Origin of the sequence: Collinsella aerofaciens ATCC 25986 (genome assembly GCF_964237925.1) — a bacterium.
Classification (GTDB): Bacteria; Actinomycetota; Coriobacteriia; order Coriobacteriales; family Coriobacteriaceae; genus Collinsella; species Collinsella aerofaciens_BJ.
In genome coordinates, this window is record NZ_CAXSKI010000002.1 from 125,116 (window position 1) to 139,077 (window position 13,962).

Annotated in this window: 16 protein-coding genes; 8 read left to right on the top strand and 8 right to left on the bottom strand. The window is 63.8% G+C overall.

The window, feature by feature from the left end; all coding sequences use genetic code 11:
• The first annotated feature begins 131 nt into the window (after positions 1-131).
• Positions 132-749: a DUF6088 family protein gene (locus tag ACESWY_RS01670; protein ID WP_288169030.1), complete on the top strand. Its 618-nt coding sequence runs from the start codon at positions 132-134 to the stop codon at positions 747-749.
• Positions 733-1,728 carry a nucleotidyl transferase AbiEii/AbiGii toxin family protein gene (locus tag ACESWY_RS01675; protein WP_373092548.1) on the top strand — a complete coding sequence of 332 codons (996 nt, stop codon included), beginning with the start codon at positions 733-735 and terminating at the stop codon, positions 1,726-1,728. The genes ACESWY_RS01670 and ACESWY_RS01675 overlap by 17 nt, the downstream gene beginning before the upstream one ends.
• Here ACESWY_RS01675 and ACESWY_RS01680 read toward each other — a convergent pair.
• Entirely contained in the window at positions 1,686-2,078 is a 393-nt protein-coding gene (locus ACESWY_RS01680; protein ID WP_373092550.1) for a hypothetical protein, read from the bottom strand. The genes ACESWY_RS01675 and ACESWY_RS01680 overlap by 43 nt on opposite strands.
• A 544-nt stretch (positions 2,079-2,622) precedes the next feature.
• Here ACESWY_RS01680 and ACESWY_RS01685 point away from each other — a divergent pair.
• The 6 genes from ACESWY_RS01685 (at position 2,623) to ACESWY_RS01710 (ending at position 7,373) form a co-directional block, all read left to right on the top strand.
• Positions 2,623-2,994, top strand: a complete 372-nt coding sequence (locus tag ACESWY_RS01685; RefSeq protein ID WP_152068635.1) for a YraN family protein — start codon at positions 2,623-2,625, stop codon at positions 2,992-2,994.
• A gap of 203 nt (positions 2,995-3,197) precedes the next feature.
• On the top strand, positions 3,198-3,962 hold the full coding sequence (locus ACESWY_RS01690; protein WP_373092553.1) for a ParA family protein: 765 nt from the start codon (positions 3,198-3,200) through the stop codon (positions 3,960-3,962).
• A complete protein-coding gene (locus ACESWY_RS01695) occupies positions 3,937-4,905 on the top strand; it encodes a ParB/RepB/Spo0J family partition protein (RefSeq protein WP_373092555.1) in 969 nt (322 codons plus the stop codon). The genes ACESWY_RS01690 and ACESWY_RS01695 overlap by 26 nt, the downstream gene beginning before the upstream one ends.
• 211 nt (positions 4,906-5,116) lie before the next feature.
• Complete coding sequence (locus ACESWY_RS01700; RefSeq protein WP_373092557.1) at positions 5,117-5,563, top strand: CopG family transcriptional regulator; 447 nt, start codon at positions 5,117-5,119, stop codon at positions 5,561-5,563.
• A complete protein-coding gene (locus ACESWY_RS01705; protein WP_373092559.1) occupies positions 5,551-6,822 on the top strand; it encodes a relaxase/mobilization nuclease domain-containing protein in 1,272 nt (423 codons plus the stop codon). The genes ACESWY_RS01700 and ACESWY_RS01705 overlap by 13 nt, the downstream gene beginning before the upstream one ends.
• Positions 6,819-7,373, top strand: coding sequence for a hypothetical protein (locus tag ACESWY_RS01710; protein WP_373092561.1), 555 nt, complete (start codon positions 6,819-6,821; stop codon positions 7,371-7,373). The genes ACESWY_RS01705 and ACESWY_RS01710 overlap by 4 nt, the downstream gene beginning before the upstream one ends.
• Positions 7,374-7,490: 117 nt before the next feature.
• On the opposite strand, the gene ACESWY_RS01715 is transcribed toward ACESWY_RS01710, so the two are convergent.
• The 7 genes from ACESWY_RS01715 to ACESWY_RS01745 form a co-directional block, all read right to left on the bottom strand.
• Positions 7,491-7,958, bottom strand: coding sequence for a hypothetical protein (locus ACESWY_RS01715; RefSeq protein WP_373202135.1), 468 nt, complete (start codon positions 7,956-7,958; stop codon positions 7,491-7,493).
• Between the two features lie 28 nt (positions 7,959-7,986).
• Entirely contained in the window at positions 7,987-9,456 is a 1,470-nt protein-coding gene (abc-f, locus tag ACESWY_RS01720; RefSeq protein ID WP_346976427.1) for a ribosomal protection-like ABC-F family protein, read from the bottom strand.
• Between the two features lie 261 nt (positions 9,457-9,717).
• Positions 9,718-11,004 (bottom strand): MFS transporter, encoded by a 1,287-nt coding sequence (locus tag ACESWY_RS01725; protein WP_373092565.1) that lies wholly within the window; start codon positions 11,002-11,004, stop codon positions 9,718-9,720.
• A 343-nt stretch (positions 11,005-11,347) separates the two neighbouring features.
• Complete coding sequence (locus ACESWY_RS01730; protein ID WP_199408227.1) at positions 11,348-11,944, bottom strand: hypothetical protein; 597 nt, start codon at positions 11,942-11,944, stop codon at positions 11,348-11,350.
• A 128-nt stretch (positions 11,945-12,072) separates the two neighbouring features.
• Positions 12,073-12,327 (bottom strand): hypothetical protein, encoded by a 255-nt coding sequence (locus ACESWY_RS01735; RefSeq protein WP_197736875.1) that lies wholly within the window; start codon positions 12,325-12,327, stop codon positions 12,073-12,075.
• A gap of 11 nt (positions 12,328-12,338) precedes the next feature.
• Positions 12,339-12,980, bottom strand: a complete 642-nt coding sequence (locus tag ACESWY_RS01740) for a hypothetical protein (protein WP_199408229.1) — start codon at positions 12,978-12,980, stop codon at positions 12,339-12,341.
• 238 nt (positions 12,981-13,218) lie between these two features.
• A complete protein-coding gene (locus tag ACESWY_RS01745) occupies positions 13,219-13,950 on the bottom strand; it encodes a class B sortase (RefSeq protein ID WP_373092568.1) in 732 nt (243 codons plus the stop codon).
• Positions 13,951-13,962: the final 12 nt, after the last annotated feature.

The window sequence follows — 13,962 nt, forward strand, 5'->3', positions numbered from 1 at the left end:
ACCGCTTCCGGGCGCACGCGCGCGTGCCGGCGCGGCGAGGGGCCGCAGGCGCAATGCGTGGGCGACCAAGGCAATCAGAGGCAATTTGATGAAAAAGGTATATACTATTTTCATCAAAAAGGAGGAACGCTATGACAGAAGCAGAGGCCATCGCTGAGCGCATAGAGAGCTTCGGCGCCGGCAGGGCCTTCACAGCCGCCGACTTCTCCGACGTCGCAGGCCGGCGCAATGCCGCCAACGCGCTCGGGCGCTTGCATGCAAAGGGAGGGATCGCCCGCGCCATCCGCGGCGTCTACTACGCGCCGGAGCGCAGCGCGCTCATGGGCACCGAGGTGCCGGCCAGCGCCGACGAGGTCGTGCGCGCCGTCGCCCGTGCCAACAAGTGGATCGTCGCACCGTCCGGCGACGCGGCGCTCAATGCGCTGGGCCTCGACACGCAGGTGCCCGCAAAGCTCGTCTACGTCAGCAGCGGCCCGTACAAGCGCTACGAGTACGGGCCGTACGATATCGAGCTCCGGCACCGCGCCAACCGCGACCTGCTCGACTGCTCGCAGATCACCTGCACCATCGTGCAGGCCCTCAAGGCGCTCGGACGCGAGAACGTGGGCGACGAGGAAATCGGAACGCTCGCGCGCAACCTCACGGAAGAGCAGGCCGGCGCGTTCCTGGAAGAGTCGGCGGGGCTCACCTCCTGGGTCGCCGACGCCGCGAAGAAGATATGGGAGGCGAAGCATGGACAGGATCGCTAGGGCCTCGACCGGCGAGCGCAGGCTGGTCTTCGAGGCCGCCGCGCAGAGGATGGCGCTTGCGCCGGCCGTCGTCGAGAAGGACTTCTGGGTGTGCTACACCTTGGACCACCTTTTCCACAGAAGCGGCTTCGCCGAGTCCATGGTGTTCAAGGGCGGCACGAGCCTGTCGAAGGCTTTCGGGCTCATCGAGCGCTTCTCGGAGGACATCGACCTCATACTCGATTGGCGACTCCTGGGCTACGGCGAGGACGAACCGTGGGAGCCGCGCAGCAACTCGGCGCAGGAGCGGTTCAAGGCCGACAGCATCGAGCGCACGAACGCCTTCCTGGCCGACGCCTTCGTCCCGAAGCTCAGGGCCACGCTCTCCGAGTCCCTCGGCACCGAAGCGTCCGTCAGGTGCGGGGCCGAGGAGGAGAACGTGTACTTCGACTACCCGCGCTCCTACGAGTCGGCGGGCACGCTCGACACCATCAAGCTGGAGATAGGACCCATGGCGGCATGGTCGCCCTCCGAGGAGGCGGCGATAACCCCGTACGCGGCGGACGTGGTTCCGTTCGGGCCCGAGCTGTCGACCACGGTGCGCACCGCGAGTCCCGAGCGCACGTTTTGGGAGAAGGCCACCATCCTGCACCAGGAGGCCAACAGGCCCGAGGGCAAGGCTATGCCCAGGCGCTACTCCCGCCATTACTACGACATGTACCGCCTCGGCCACTCGTTCGTGCTCGGCCGCGCCGTAGCGCAGCCTGGCCTCCTCGAACAGGTCGTCAGGTTCAAAGAGAAGTTCTACCGCACGCCGTGGGCCAAGCTGGCCGATGCGAGGCCCGGCACGCTCAGGCTCGCCCCTCCAAAGGGCAGGCTCGACGAGCTGGCAGCCGATTACGCCTCGATGAGGCCGATGCTGTTCGGCAGCTACCCGAGCATCGATGAGATAGTCGCCTACATGGTGGAGCTCGAGGAGACCATCAACGGGCTAAGCTGACCAAGGGCGCCCCAATTCCGGGCGCCTGCCAGAATCGAAGAGGCGGGGCGGGCAACGCGACGGCTTCCCCGCCGAGAGCGGAGCGTTCCTTTTCGACGGGCGGCGTTGAGAGTTCGGCATAAAAGACCTCGTTCTGCAGCCTCCAGGATGCGCGCGGCGTCCTCGATGCGCTCGGCGCATCTCTCGCTTATCGACCTCAGGACCAGTATGCCCTCGACGTCGAGAGGGTCCAGCTGGTCGCCGCGCGCCATGGACTCGAGCAGCTGGTCCAGCCCCCTCGCCAGCCTTCCCGCATCTGCCACCGCGTCGAGCAGCTCGCGACGCTCGTCCTTCTCGTTGATGCCCATCATCAGCCGTCCTCCTTCTTCCGACGGACGTGCTGCGCAGCACCGTAGCCGTTCCGCATGGAGAGCTGCCTCGCCGCCAGCGGCCCCGTGAGCATATCGACCGTGAGCGGCACGGGAGAGGCCGTCCCGATTAGAGTAGCGGCGCCGCGACTCGGAAACGCGCCTCCGTCCTCCACGCGACGTCCCGACGTAACCCTCGCGAGCGCCCCAGCAATCGCCGACAGATCGCATCCCATGTCCGGAAGCCCCGGCGCCCATGCCCGATTCCATACCGCACGCCTCCGCCCCTCCGACCCGAAACCCGCCCCGGCGCTCCTTGGACGCGCAGGGTCGCACGCCGGCGGGCGGCCAGCAAGGGCCGCGACACTTTTTCGAGTTCTTCGCCCCATGCGCTCCGCGCGCGAACAACGCGAAAAACTGCCGTCGGGAGACTTCTACAACCACGCCCGACTTCGCTTCCTCCCTTGCCGGCGCGCCCGCGCTGCATGCGACTCACGCGGCGCAAGGCACGCCACAGGGGCGGGCCTCAGAGTCTAAGGAGCAAGACATGAACGACATGAAGGAAAAGGCGATGGGCGCGGTCAAGGCCTTCCTCGAGCGCAAGGGCTACGAGATCGTCGACGAGGCCTGGCAGGGGCCCGAGGGCATCGGCGGGATCGACCTCGTGGCGGTGGACGAGGACGGGACCCTGGTGTTCGTCGACGCCACGGTCCGGATCGGGACGGACGGCTTCCCCGAGGCCCACAGGGCGCGCGGGCTGCGCGAGGCGCTGGCGGCAACGTGGCTCGCCGGCAACGGCGACGACTACGCCGACACCCCGGTCCGCTTCGACGAGGTGGCGATGATGGTCGTCAAGGAGAACCGAGCGCTCCTGCGCCACCACGTCAACTGCTTCGGCGAGATGGAGCCGCTCTCCTAGGCGGCGCGCCCGGCCCCGGGCTCCCGGGGCCGGGTTTCCCCGAATCCGCCCCTTGTACCACGAAAGCGTACATATTCGTACGTTTTCGTGGTACACTCCGATTGTCGGACAAATCCGTACGGTTTTGTCCCGACGCTCCGAGACTCGGGGCGCGCCGGACCGGATGCGGCGAGGCGCGCCCCACGCTAGAGAGGACGCGACCCATGCGCACGATAGCCATATCCAACTACAAGGGCGGCGTCGGCAAGACGACTACCGCCGTGAACCTGGCGGCGATCTTCGCCGCCCGGGGCCTTCGGACCCTGCTCGTCGACCTCGACCCGCAGGCGTCGGCAACCGACTTCTTCGGCCTCTACGACCGGGCCGCATCCGAGCGGCGCACATCGGTCGAGCTGCTCTACGACGGTGCGCCTGTGGAGGAGGTCGCCTACGCCGCCGGGGAGAACCTCGACGTGGTGGCCTCGACCATCGACCTCGTCGACCAGAACGAGATGCTCCTGCGCGAGCAGCGACTCAAGTTCGCCCTCGACGACGCCTCGGACTCCTACGAGATCTGCCTCATCGACTGCAGCCCCGTGATGCGCAGGCTCGCCTTCAACGCCTACCTCGCCGCAGCGGAGAGCGGCATGGTCATCATCCCCGTGAAGCTCGACTCCACCGTGATGCGCGGCACGGCGCTCACCGTGGAGGCGACGCGCTCCATCGCCGACGCGCTCCGCATGCCGACGCCCCGCTGGAAGATTCTCCGCACCTGCGTGCCCGGCCGCATGACCAACGCCGAGGCAACGGGTGCGGCCGTGCTCGACGGGTTCTTCCCGGGCGAGCAGTTCGAGACGGTCATCCACGCAAGCAGCAAGGTCTGCGAGGGCAGCTGGCAATGGAAGCCGGTGGCGGCCTTCGAGCCGGGGAGCCGCCCCGCGCGCGACTACGAGGCGCTCGCAGATGAGGTGTGCCGTGAGCTCGCCTAGGCAGGTGGCCGCGGGCTTCACCATCACGGGGCTTCTCGACGGCGCGTCGCGCACCCGCGGGCGCTACCCGGTGTCCGAGATCGCGGTGGCCGATATCGCCGACCACCCGGCGAACGCCGCGTACTCCATGGACCCGGCCGGCATAGCCGAGCTCGCCGAGTCCATACGCAAGGACGGCCTCACCGACCTGCCGCTCGTGCGAAAGGTCGGCGACGGCTCGTGGCAGATGGTCTCCGGGCACCGGCGCAAGGCCGCCTATGCGCTCCTCGCGAAGGACGACCCCGCCTACGAGAGGATGCCCTGCCGCGTGATCGAGGGCATCGACGACGAGCGGGCGGTGACGCTGCTCCACGCCGCGAACTACTTCACCCGCGCGCTCACCGTGACCGAGCGCGCAGCCGCGACGGAGGCGCTCAGGGGCGACGCCGTGCGCCTGCGCTCCGAGGACCCGTTGCTTTCCGGCATGCGCGTCGACGACGTGAAGGCCGCCATCATCGAGCGGCAGACGGGCCGCAAGGTCTCCGGCAAGACCATCGCGCGCGAGGAGAGGCTGGCCCGCCGTATCGCCGAGGATCTCTCGCCCGAGTGGGCCGCCGAGGCCGACCGAGGCAACCTCAGCGCCGAGGCGGTGCGCTCGCTCGCGGGCATGCCGAAGGAGCGCCAGGCGGAGATGCACGCCGCAATGGAGCCCTGGCGGCGCACCAAGCGGGAGCTCTCCGACTACGTGAGGAGCGAGAGTAAAACGAAGGCCGGCCCCGACGGGCGCATCTCCAAGGCAGCGAGGCTCGTGGCCGACTTCCTTGAGAGCCCGCCCGAGAGCCCGAGCGCGGCCGACCTCTCGCTGCTGCGGGAGATGGCGCTCATGACCGCGCCCTACGCGGAGTCGGGCGCAGGAGCCCGGAAGGTTCGAAGAAGGGCCTCGCATTCGAAATCCAGCAAGTAGCCTATGGCGTCCGACACTTCGGTCGGGCGTCCATAGCACTTGGGGACCGGGCGGCCTCGGACCCGTCATGCCGCGGGCCGTTTAAGAGCCCGCTTTCGCGAGGCCCGGTCCCAGAGGCGGCGCCCGGGCTCGGCCGCCGCCTGCGGGGGATCCCCCGCGCCCCTAGAGAGACGCGCCCGCCGCACGGCGGGCCCGAGGAAAGGAATCCGCCATGGAAGAGGAAGCCGGCGCCGCCAAGGGCAAGGAGCGCCGCGTCACGTTCCGCATGGAGGGAGGCGACTACGGCGCGCTCTGCGAGCGGTGCGAGCGCGCCGGCCTCAGCAAGTCGGAGTACCTGCGCTACCTCGTTCGCATACCGCTGTCGACGGATGCCAACGCGGGAGACGAGCACCGCATACTCGTGGACCGCAGGGCCCTTTGGTCGATGTCTCGGGAGCTCACGAAGTGGGGCTACCACTACAACCAGGCAGTGCACGCGATGAACCTCATCAACTTCCACGCCCGCCACGGGCACGTCGACCGCGACCTCGTCGCGGATAGCATCCCGACGATCGAGCGCGAGCTCGCCGACGTGAACGCCGCGGCCCGAGAGATGGCGGCGGAGCTCGGTCGCATCGGCGCCGACTCGCTCGTGGAGGGCTCGCCATGCCGATCCTGAAGCCGATAAGCGGCCACGGCTCGACGGGCGGCATCCGCCGCTACCTCGAGAAGGGAGGCCGCGCCCTGGCGCGCGACCTGTTCAACCTGAGCTACGACGAGCGCGACGCCGGCGCGCTGGGGGAAGACGCCAAGGAGGCCTGCGCCTGGGACGCCGAGATGGACGCCACGCGCGCCGCGTTCGGCACGGACGCACCCTGGAGGGGCAAGCCCGCGCGCACGTTCAAGCACTTCGTGCTCTCGCCGGACCCCGGCGACGACATCGACCTGGCGACGCTGCGCGAGCTCGCGTGCTCGTGGGCGCTCAGGCACTTCGGCGACCACGAGATCGCCATCGTCTACCACGACGACAACGCCCGCGGCATACCGCACGCGCACATCGTCGTGAACAACGCCAACCTCCGCACCGGCTACCGCATGCAGACCCAGCACCCCGAGGACCTCAACCGAGACCTGCAGGACATGGCGCGCGAGCGCGGGCTGTCGGGGCTCTCCAACGACCGGGCGCCCGAATCTCCGTCGAAGGCGCGCGGGCGGGCAGGTGCGGGCGGGCCCAGGAGCCGCAGGAGCGTCTACCTGGGCCGGGCCGAGAAGGAGATCATGCGCTCGGGCGGCTACTCGTGGGTCGGCGACATCCGCGCCCGCGTCGCGCTCGCCAAGACCACGGCGCGCGACGAGGCGGAGTTCTTCGGCATCCTCGACGCCCTGGGCGTGCACGTCGCCGACAACTCGGCCAAGGCGCGGCGGGACGACTGGGTGTTCAGCCTGGCGGAGGAACCGTCCAAGAAGGTAACCGGCGAGCGCCTGGGGTTCGTCTACGGCAAGGAGATGCTGCGCCGGCGCTTCGAGCGCGAAGGCGCCTACCGCCCCACGGACGCGAGCGCCGCGCGGATCCGCGAGGCCGCCGAGCGAGCCCTCGAGCTCAACGACCTCTCGGAGCTGAGCAGGCTCTCCTCGGCGCTCGAGACGTGCGCGAAGTTCGACGTCGAGTCCATCGAGGAGTTCGGGCTCAGGATGGCGACGCTCGAGCGGCGCGGCCAGGCGGGCGGCGAGGGATACCGTCGCCTCGAGGCCGCCCGCGCCTACATGGCCGAGAACGGGCTCATGCCGCTCAAGACCCGCTACGGGGACGGTGAAGGGCGCGACGATGCCAGCGGCAATTCGCGCCAGTGCCACCGAGCGGACGAGCAACAGCGCATCCTCGCCGCCGAGCGGCAGCGGGCCCAGCAGGACCAGCGCAGGGAGAGGGGCCGGAGATGATGGTGAGGATAGAGTACGAGGGCGGCAGGACGACGCTGTTCGACACGCTCTCGTTCACGGAGGGGTCGCCGTTCTCCGGCGCGAACATGCTCACGGAGTTCGAGCTCGAGATGCGGGAGGAGCCCGAGAAGGGGCTCTGGCTCACGGCGAACTGGCACCAGGTGCGCGACGACTGGCGCGCCGACGCGCCCGCGGACGGCATCCCGGCGGCGCGCAGGTCCCGCGGCTGGCGCTTCATGCTGGCCTCGGAGGCCGAGCTGGGGCGCGCCCGCCGCGTCCTGCTCGACGGGGACGAGGCGTTCGCCCGGGTGCAGGGGTACCTGTGCGACGCGGCAGCGATCGGTGCCTGCTACCGCGAGCACGTGGGCCCTCCCTCAAAACCGCTGAAGTCGCAGATAAGGGAGCTGCAGCGCGCGCTGGGGAGGGCGGAGGTCCCGGGCGTGCCCGACGAGCTGGCGAGGCTGCTCGCGGAAGAGAAGGAAGAGGGCGCCGAGGAGGGCGTGCGTAAGGTCAAGGAAGATTGGGGTGACGTCGATGAAGAGGCTTGGTAGGTTCCTCATGGCGGCGCTTAAGGTCACGCTGGGCTTTTTCGTCTGGCTGTTCCGCGCCGTGTTCAAGTGGGTGATGTGAGAAGAGGCGGGCAATTGCCCGCCTCTTCTTCTTGGCTTCTAATCTTTCTTATCGTCGATGAGCCAGCAGTCGGTTCCGTCCGTGAGCAGCGTCCTGGCTGTCCGGGATGCCGCTGCGATGCGTTCGATCTCGCCTTTTCGATCTTCGGCTTCGGACCTCAGCTTCGACTCTCCCGAGCGTAGGCTCGTGCGCATCTCGACCTTAGCCTCGAGGAGCTGCTCCTTTGCGGCGGCTCTGGGCGTCTGGGAGACCAGCCTCTTGAGGGCGTTCCCCTGGGTGCCGCGAGGAAGCGCGATGGGCGCCCCCTTCATGCCCCCGATCTTCATCTCCATGAGCGCTGCGAGGACCTGCCTCTTTTTCAGAAAGCCCTGAGATTTGTCCAGGATCCGCTGTTCTTCGATGAGGGCGCTGCGGTCGTCCATGCTGCCGTCGTAGTACATGCGCGTCATGGCGAGCGCCGACAGGGCCTGGAGGCACCCCCCCCCTTCGAGGCCCTTTGTCTCCATTCTGGGAATATATCCTGCTCATTTAGGGTTATTCGCGCTGAAAGATTTTGACTAGCTTGGTGTCCTTTATTTCGTAAATAATGTCTGCGACGTTCTCGACCAGCCTCTTATCGTGGGAGACGAACACTATCGTTCCGGCATAGGCGCTCATCATCTGCTCGAGGGCTTCGGCGCTCTTGATGTCCAGGTAATTTCCAGGCTCGTCCATGAGCAAGATGTTGTATCTGCCCAGCAGCATCTTCGCGAGCAGCAGCTTGATGACTTCGCCTCCCGAGAGAACGCCAACGTCCTTTGCCAGGTCACGCGGTCCGATTCCCATAGAGGCGAGGACGCTTCGGATTTCGGTCATGCTGTACTCGCAACCATCCTGCATGAACGAGATCGCAGACTGACGGGCGTCGAACTTGTAGCCTGTTTGCTCGAAGTAACCGATCTCTGCCTTGGGAGAGATGTTGATACCGTCGGCGCGTCGAGCGATTGCCTTCAGCAAGCTGGTCTTTCCCGTACCGTTGCCACCGGTGATGGCCACTTTGGCACCGAGCGGTATCTCGAATTTCGCGCGATCATAGAGCACGCAGCCGTCGAAGCTCAAGCTGAAATCGTCTGCCGAGATGGGAAATTTACTATGCAGTTCCAGGGCCTTGCTCTGGCGGAACCGCACGGTGCGAATGCTGTCGGGGGCCTCAATCCCTTCGAGCGCTTCGAGGCGCTTCTCCATGTCCTTAGCCGCCTGGTACATCCTCTTCTGTTTGGTGCCGGTTGCTTTCTGATGCCCCAATCGACCTGCATACTCGTTGCTTTTTTTCGCACCCTTCCGCTTGGCGTCGACCTGCCGTGCTTTTTTCCGCTGTTTTTCGATGGCGGCTTCAAGGCGCTCGCGCTCGCGCATCGCCTCTTCGTATCGAGCCGCCTGAACTTTGCGCTCTTCTTCTTTCTGTCGCAGATAGTCGGTGTAGTCACCCCAGAATTCGGAAATACCGCCGTCTTTGAGCTCCCAGATCTTGTCCACCACCTGGTCGAGAAAATAACGGTCATGGCTCACAATGAGAAGGGCTCCATCAAATGCCTTGAGCTGCCCGACGAGAAGGCTGATGCCGTCTTGGTCGAGGTGGCTCGTAGGCTCATCAGCAAAGATCGCGCTTGCATGCCGGGAGAGCGCAGAGGCAATCTTGGCGCGTGTTTCCTCTCCGCCGCTCATCGTCTCTTGCGCCACTCCGGCGACGTTGAGACGGGAGAGCATCTCACCACTGTCCTGAGCCGCATCAAGGTCGAGTTCATCGAGTTGGCCGATGAGGGCAATGCTGCCGAAGCGCCTGACGTCGGCGTCCGCAATGGTAAGATCACCGCTCAGGATTTTTAGCAGGCTGGTTTTGCCTGCGCCATTGTCTCCCACCAAGCCGATGCGATCGTAGGAGTAGATTTCCAACTCTTCGATATCCAGGATATCGCGGCCGGCATATTCCAAAAAGATGTCTTTAGCTTTGACTATGAGTTCCATAGGTTGAACCGCCTTTTGTGTATTAGCCTTTTACTGGAAGCGCAGCCATGCCAAAAAAGATTGCTCACGTCGATTTTTCGCCTTTGCCCAATTGCCGGCGCGAGCGTTTTGACCTTGCGCAAGCCGGCAAATCCGAAAATGATAGTTGGCGACGAATAAGGAGCGCGATGTGGGATGCCGGCGCAATACCTCGTCGTCGCAAGGGCTTGAAGGCTGACGCGTGAACCGATGGCTGCTGCCTCTTTTTTTCGAATACTTGGGCTATTGAATCCGCCCGGTATCTCTTTTCCCCACGTTTCGGACGCTCGGAGCAAGCAGCATAGCCATCGCAAGCAGTACCATGGTCGCTCCAGAGCCGACAAACCATAACGGAGCTCCAAGCAGATCCGCAAAAACGGAGGGGGCCGCGAGGCCCATGGGCATGGCCCACGCCATGATGGTTCCGTAGAGGCCGAAAACGCGGCCTAGGTACTCAGGAGGTATCTGCTCCTGCATAAGGGCAGTCTGGGTTCCCGCGTACAACGGGGAGCATGCGCCCATAAGAAAGCTCACCGGCAGGAAAGCAGCGAACAACGACGAGCCGAGCGATCCGGATACGATTGCGGCAATGCCGAAGCCGGCAATCGCGGCGACCATGGTGAACGACCTATTGCGGAACCCTCCCGTAACCGCCAAGATGCCGGACCCAGCCAGCATGCCTGCAGAAAAAAGGATTTCCACCAAAGCAGCATCCCCCGTGCTACCGCCAAAATGTCCCAAGGTCATTATTGGGAACAATGCCGCGAGCGGAGAGAACGCGAAAGCGAAGACGAACCCGCACCAAAGAAGGGCGAACAACCCCCTGTGCCCTCTAATCAGCTTGTAGCCGTCCGAAATCTCAGAGAAAAGCTCTCGAACTTTATTGGAAAAGGACGAACTGTGGTCGGCTTCGTCGAGTCCTCCTGCGTCTATCCGCGCGGCGAGGACAGCTAGAGAAGCGAAAAGCGCTCCCAGCACGTCGAGGGCAATCATGGCGGTAATGCCCGCCACGGGATAAATCACTGCTGCAAGCGCGGCGCCAAGAATGTATCCGCCGGACTGAATCGCCTGAGTCACCCCCGATAGGCGAACGAGATGCTCTGGCGGGGCGAGATGGGGCGTGAGAGATTGGGAGGCCGGCGTGTAGAACGAAGTACCAACTGCGCGGAGAAACAGGGCGATGAGAATTAGCCATGCAGGTAAGCTGCCGGCCAACGAGGCAATCGCCAAGGCGGCACCCACCGCGGCAATGAAGAGGTCGGCGCCGATGAGGACACGTTTCAAAGGCAGTCTGTCGACAACGGCGCCCGCAAGGATTCCGAACAAAGCAATCGGCAGAAAGCCTGCCAACGATGCTAAGGAGAGGAGAGAAGACGACCCTGTCGTGAGGGCGAGATGCCAAATAAGACCCATTTGGAGAATCGAACTCGTCAATGTCGAAACGAGCTCCCCGCCCCATACGAAACAAAGCTTGAATTGCCATGAATGGCACAGCAGAGCAGACCTGCCTCGAGAGGTTTCAAATATCATGGTTATGTCCAATCGTGAAATGGCGTGCAGAAAAACAGCGCGACGCCACAACAGCGCCGCTTTCTAGGCGCTCATCCACGTGCGGAAAAGACCAACCACGACACCCCTCCTTTGTTAATTCGGTCTGGCAAACCATGTAATATTAACGAGGCTTGAGTTTGCCTGTCAAGAATCGACCATCGGAAAGGGCAATCCTCTCTGGCCATTCGATTCCTTTTGTATCTATGGCTGCATTTACGTTATGTGGTTATTTATTTCGTTAGAATTCCCAAGCAAAACGCTTTTATGCACCATGTCTGCGCAAGCGAGAAAAGCCATTTCTAAGCCTCGGTCCACGAAAATGTCAACTTGGCTTTTCATTGAGCCGATACTTCCAACACCGCTGAAAACGAACCAAACGCGTAGCTCTTGCGTGTCCGCAACTCGCACCATCAAAGTATGCAAGCATCCTGATGAGCAGGATAGCCTCTGATCGTCTGTATCTCAATTCGGAACAAAGATCCTGGGAAAAAGGGGATGCGGCGCCGAACGCGAACAATGTGTGTACGCTGTCGAGAAATGAGGCGCGCGCCGAGAAACCGGTGGTCCATACTCCACGCCGCACCCCCAACTGAGCCTCGTAGGATTGGACCTCTTTAAGCAACGGTTCGAGGTCTTTTTCGCGCTCAGCGGCGTCCCTGGCCTTGTCTTCGATGCCGGCGAGTTGCTCGGTAATCCAATCGATTACCTGACCGACGTCGTTGTACCTGCCCTCGATCTCGTTTCTTGCCGCCTGTCGTGCCTCGGCGGGCTTTTGGAGGTAATCGTCATGAAGGGCTGCGTAGGTCCTAGCGATGTCCAGGGCGTTTTTGACCTTCGCCCTCTGGTCGCCGGCGATCATGGAGGCGATCGATTCCAGCTTGGCGTCGATGCACTGGAGGCTGTCGCTGATTTCGGTCATGTACGCCTGACCGACAACCATCGCCGCTGCGGCAAGGCCGACGCTGGCGATCTGTGCGGGGCTGACCCCAGCGGCTTTGAGGGAGACGTCGCCGCTCAGGCGACCTTTCGGGTCTCGGACGAGGGCCCTTACCGCTTCCGGATCCTTCTTCGAGGCGACGAGGTCCTTAAAGCTGTAGCCTTCGGGAACCTCGACTTTGTAGAGCTGTTTTCCTCGACGAGGTCTATGACGTCCGAGGCGAGGCCGAGAATGGCGTCCGCCCGCTCTCCGATGCCGACGTTGTTCTCTTTGCCCGCATCGGCGTTCGCGACGAGCCTGATGTTCTCCAAGTCCTCGACGGGAACGACCTCGACGCTGATTGGCGCAAGTTCTTTGTCGCTCATGCTCTTAGCGCCTATCTCGCCTCATCGGAACGCGCCAGGACGTCCCATTTGTTGTACGAGCCCTCGGCCTGAAGATCCCTGACGAGGGCCTCATAGCGGGTCTCGAGGTCTTTCTCCTCACACGGGAAGAGCAGAATCATCATTGGTCTTTTGAACTTGAAGTCAGCGTAGACGTCGATGTTGCCGAAACCGCAAAGCTGTGTGTATATGCTGAAGCCCATGGATTTGCCGCAACCGACATAGACGTCCTCGTAGGCGGAAGGGTCTTTCTCTCGTGCCGATTTCATCGTGACGACGGCGTAGCAGCCGGCGATCGCCATGTACCCATCGCTGAGGTCGGCTTCGCTGGAGACGTTGTTCTCGAAGTTCTCGAAGAAATCTTTTGCGGAGATCGGCGGAAGCGAGCTTGCCACGGCCTTCTTGCGGGATGCCTCGAGTGACTTTTGCTGCTCCTTCTTGTCTTTGATTGCCCGACCCTTTGAAAGGAATGAGTCCCTGGCTTCTCCCAGGCTATCTGCCGCCTGCTTCCCCCTTTGCTGCCCCCAGTCGATCAGAGCGGGCCCGTATTTGTTCACAGCGGGCTCAACGAAGGGCAGAACGTCTTTTCCGATGTCGATGGCCCTTTTGACGTCTTGCAGCTTAATCTTTCCCAATTGCGTACCTCTATTCATGGACAACCGGAAGCTTATCGAGAAGCAGCCGGCAGCGTCTTGTTTCTATCAAGTGCGTAAATTATCTCACCACATGCAAGACCCCTTGCCGAGATATAGCGGCAAGGGGTCGAAGGGCCATATTCGGTTGTAGTTTCGATCTGCAAGTCCTAGTCTCGGTCGTCGTCGCCGGCTGCGCAGCAGGCGTAGGCCGTGAGCGTGAGGAGCCCCATGAGGAGCCCTATTCCGAAGGGCGCGAATCCCATGTTTCCACCTCCTTCGCGTAGACCACGGTGCGGGAGTTGCTCGTCTGGTAGCTGCACGTCACGAAGGCCCAGGCATGCGCGATGTCCGCCGAATCTTCCAGGACGACCTCGCACCGGGACAATTTGTCCCCGAGGTAGGCGGCGAGCTCCGCCGCGTCGGCGAAGTCGGTCCGCTTGCCCTCCGAGCTCGCGTCGACCACGTCGGCCGCGAAGACCTCGAGCTCGATCGCCTTCTCGCGGGTGTAGACCCGGATGGTGCGGTGCCCCTCGGCGAAGTCGCGCGACGAGTACTGCGCGAGCGGCGCGAACATGGTGCCGTCGGACATGTGGTGCCCGTAGACGATGACGAGCGGGCTCTCGGCACCCTGCGCGCACCCGGCGTCGATGTAGGGAGCGCCCCACGCGGATCTTTCGCCGCCGGCGTCGTGCGTGAGGTAGAAGTCGGGCGATTCGGGCCGGCCCTGGACGATCGGGTAGTCGACGGTCGTGCCCGGCACGCGCACCCAAGCGACGACGGAGGCGGGAAGGGCGTCCCAGTCGATGCCGCCTCCCGTCTCTTGAGCCTCCATTGTCGCGTCCTCTTCCGCAGTAGGCACCTCGTGCACCTCGTAAGGGTTCCTCTCGGACAGCGGCAGGACGGCGAGCGCCCCCATCGCCAGCAACGCCACGGCAATGGCGAGCGCCGTGGCGGCTTTCCCTTTGTTCATGTCCTCCCCCGT

Bases quoted from the DNA above. Each gene is read 5' to 3' on its own strand.
- ACESWY_RS01695 (WP_373092555.1), top strand. From the start codon at position 3,937: ATGAGGTGTGCCGTGAGCTCGCCTAGGCAGGTGGCCGCGGGCTTCACC.
- ACESWY_RS01745 (WP_373092568.1), bottom strand. From the start codon at position 13,950: ATGAACAAAGGGAAAGCCGCCACGGCGCTCGCCATTGCCGTGGCGTTG.
- ACESWY_RS01690 (WP_373092553.1), top strand. From the start codon at position 3,198: ATGCGCACGATAGCCATATCCAACTACAAGGGCGGCGTCGGCAAGACG.
- ACESWY_RS01705 (WP_373092559.1), top strand. From the start codon at position 5,551: ATGCCGATCCTGAAGCCGATAAGCGGCCACGGCTCGACGGGCGGCATC.
- ACESWY_RS01700 (WP_373092557.1), top strand. From the start codon at position 5,117: ATGGAAGAGGAAGCCGGCGCCGCCAAGGGCAAGGAGCGCCGCGTCACG.
- ACESWY_RS01735 (WP_197736875.1), bottom strand. From the start codon at position 12,327: ATGAGCGACAAAGAACTTGCGCCAATCAGCGTCGAGGTCGTTCCCGTC.
- ACESWY_RS01715 (WP_373202135.1), bottom strand. From the start codon at position 7,958: ATGGAGACAAAGGGCCTCGAAGGGGGGGGGTGCCTCCAGGCCCTGTCG.
- ACESWY_RS01710 (WP_373092561.1), top strand. From the start codon at position 6,819: ATGATGGTGAGGATAGAGTACGAGGGCGGCAGGACGACGCTGTTCGAC.
- ACESWY_RS01730 (WP_199408227.1), bottom strand. From the start codon at position 11,944: ATGACCGAAATCAGCGACAGCCTCCAGTGCATCGACGCCAAGCTGGAA.
- ACESWY_RS01725 (WP_373092565.1), bottom strand. From the start codon at position 11,004: ATGATATTTGAAACCTCTCGAGGCAGGTCTGCTCTGCTGTGCCATTCA.
- ACESWY_RS01670 (WP_288169030.1), top strand. From the start codon at position 132: ATGACAGAAGCAGAGGCCATCGCTGAGCGCATAGAGAGCTTCGGCGCC.
- ACESWY_RS01680 (WP_373092550.1), bottom strand. From the start codon at position 2,078: ATGATGGGCATCAACGAGAAGGACGAGCGTCGCGAGCTGCTCGACGCG.
- ACESWY_RS01675 (WP_373092548.1), top strand. From the start codon at position 733: ATGGACAGGATCGCTAGGGCCTCGACCGGCGAGCGCAGGCTGGTCTTC.
- ACESWY_RS01685 (WP_152068635.1), top strand. From the start codon at position 2,623: ATGAACGACATGAAGGAAAAGGCGATGGGCGCGGTCAAGGCCTTCCTC.
- abc-f (WP_346976427.1), bottom strand. From the start codon at position 9,456: ATGGAACTCATAGTCAAAGCTAAAGACATCTTTTTGGAATATGCCGGC.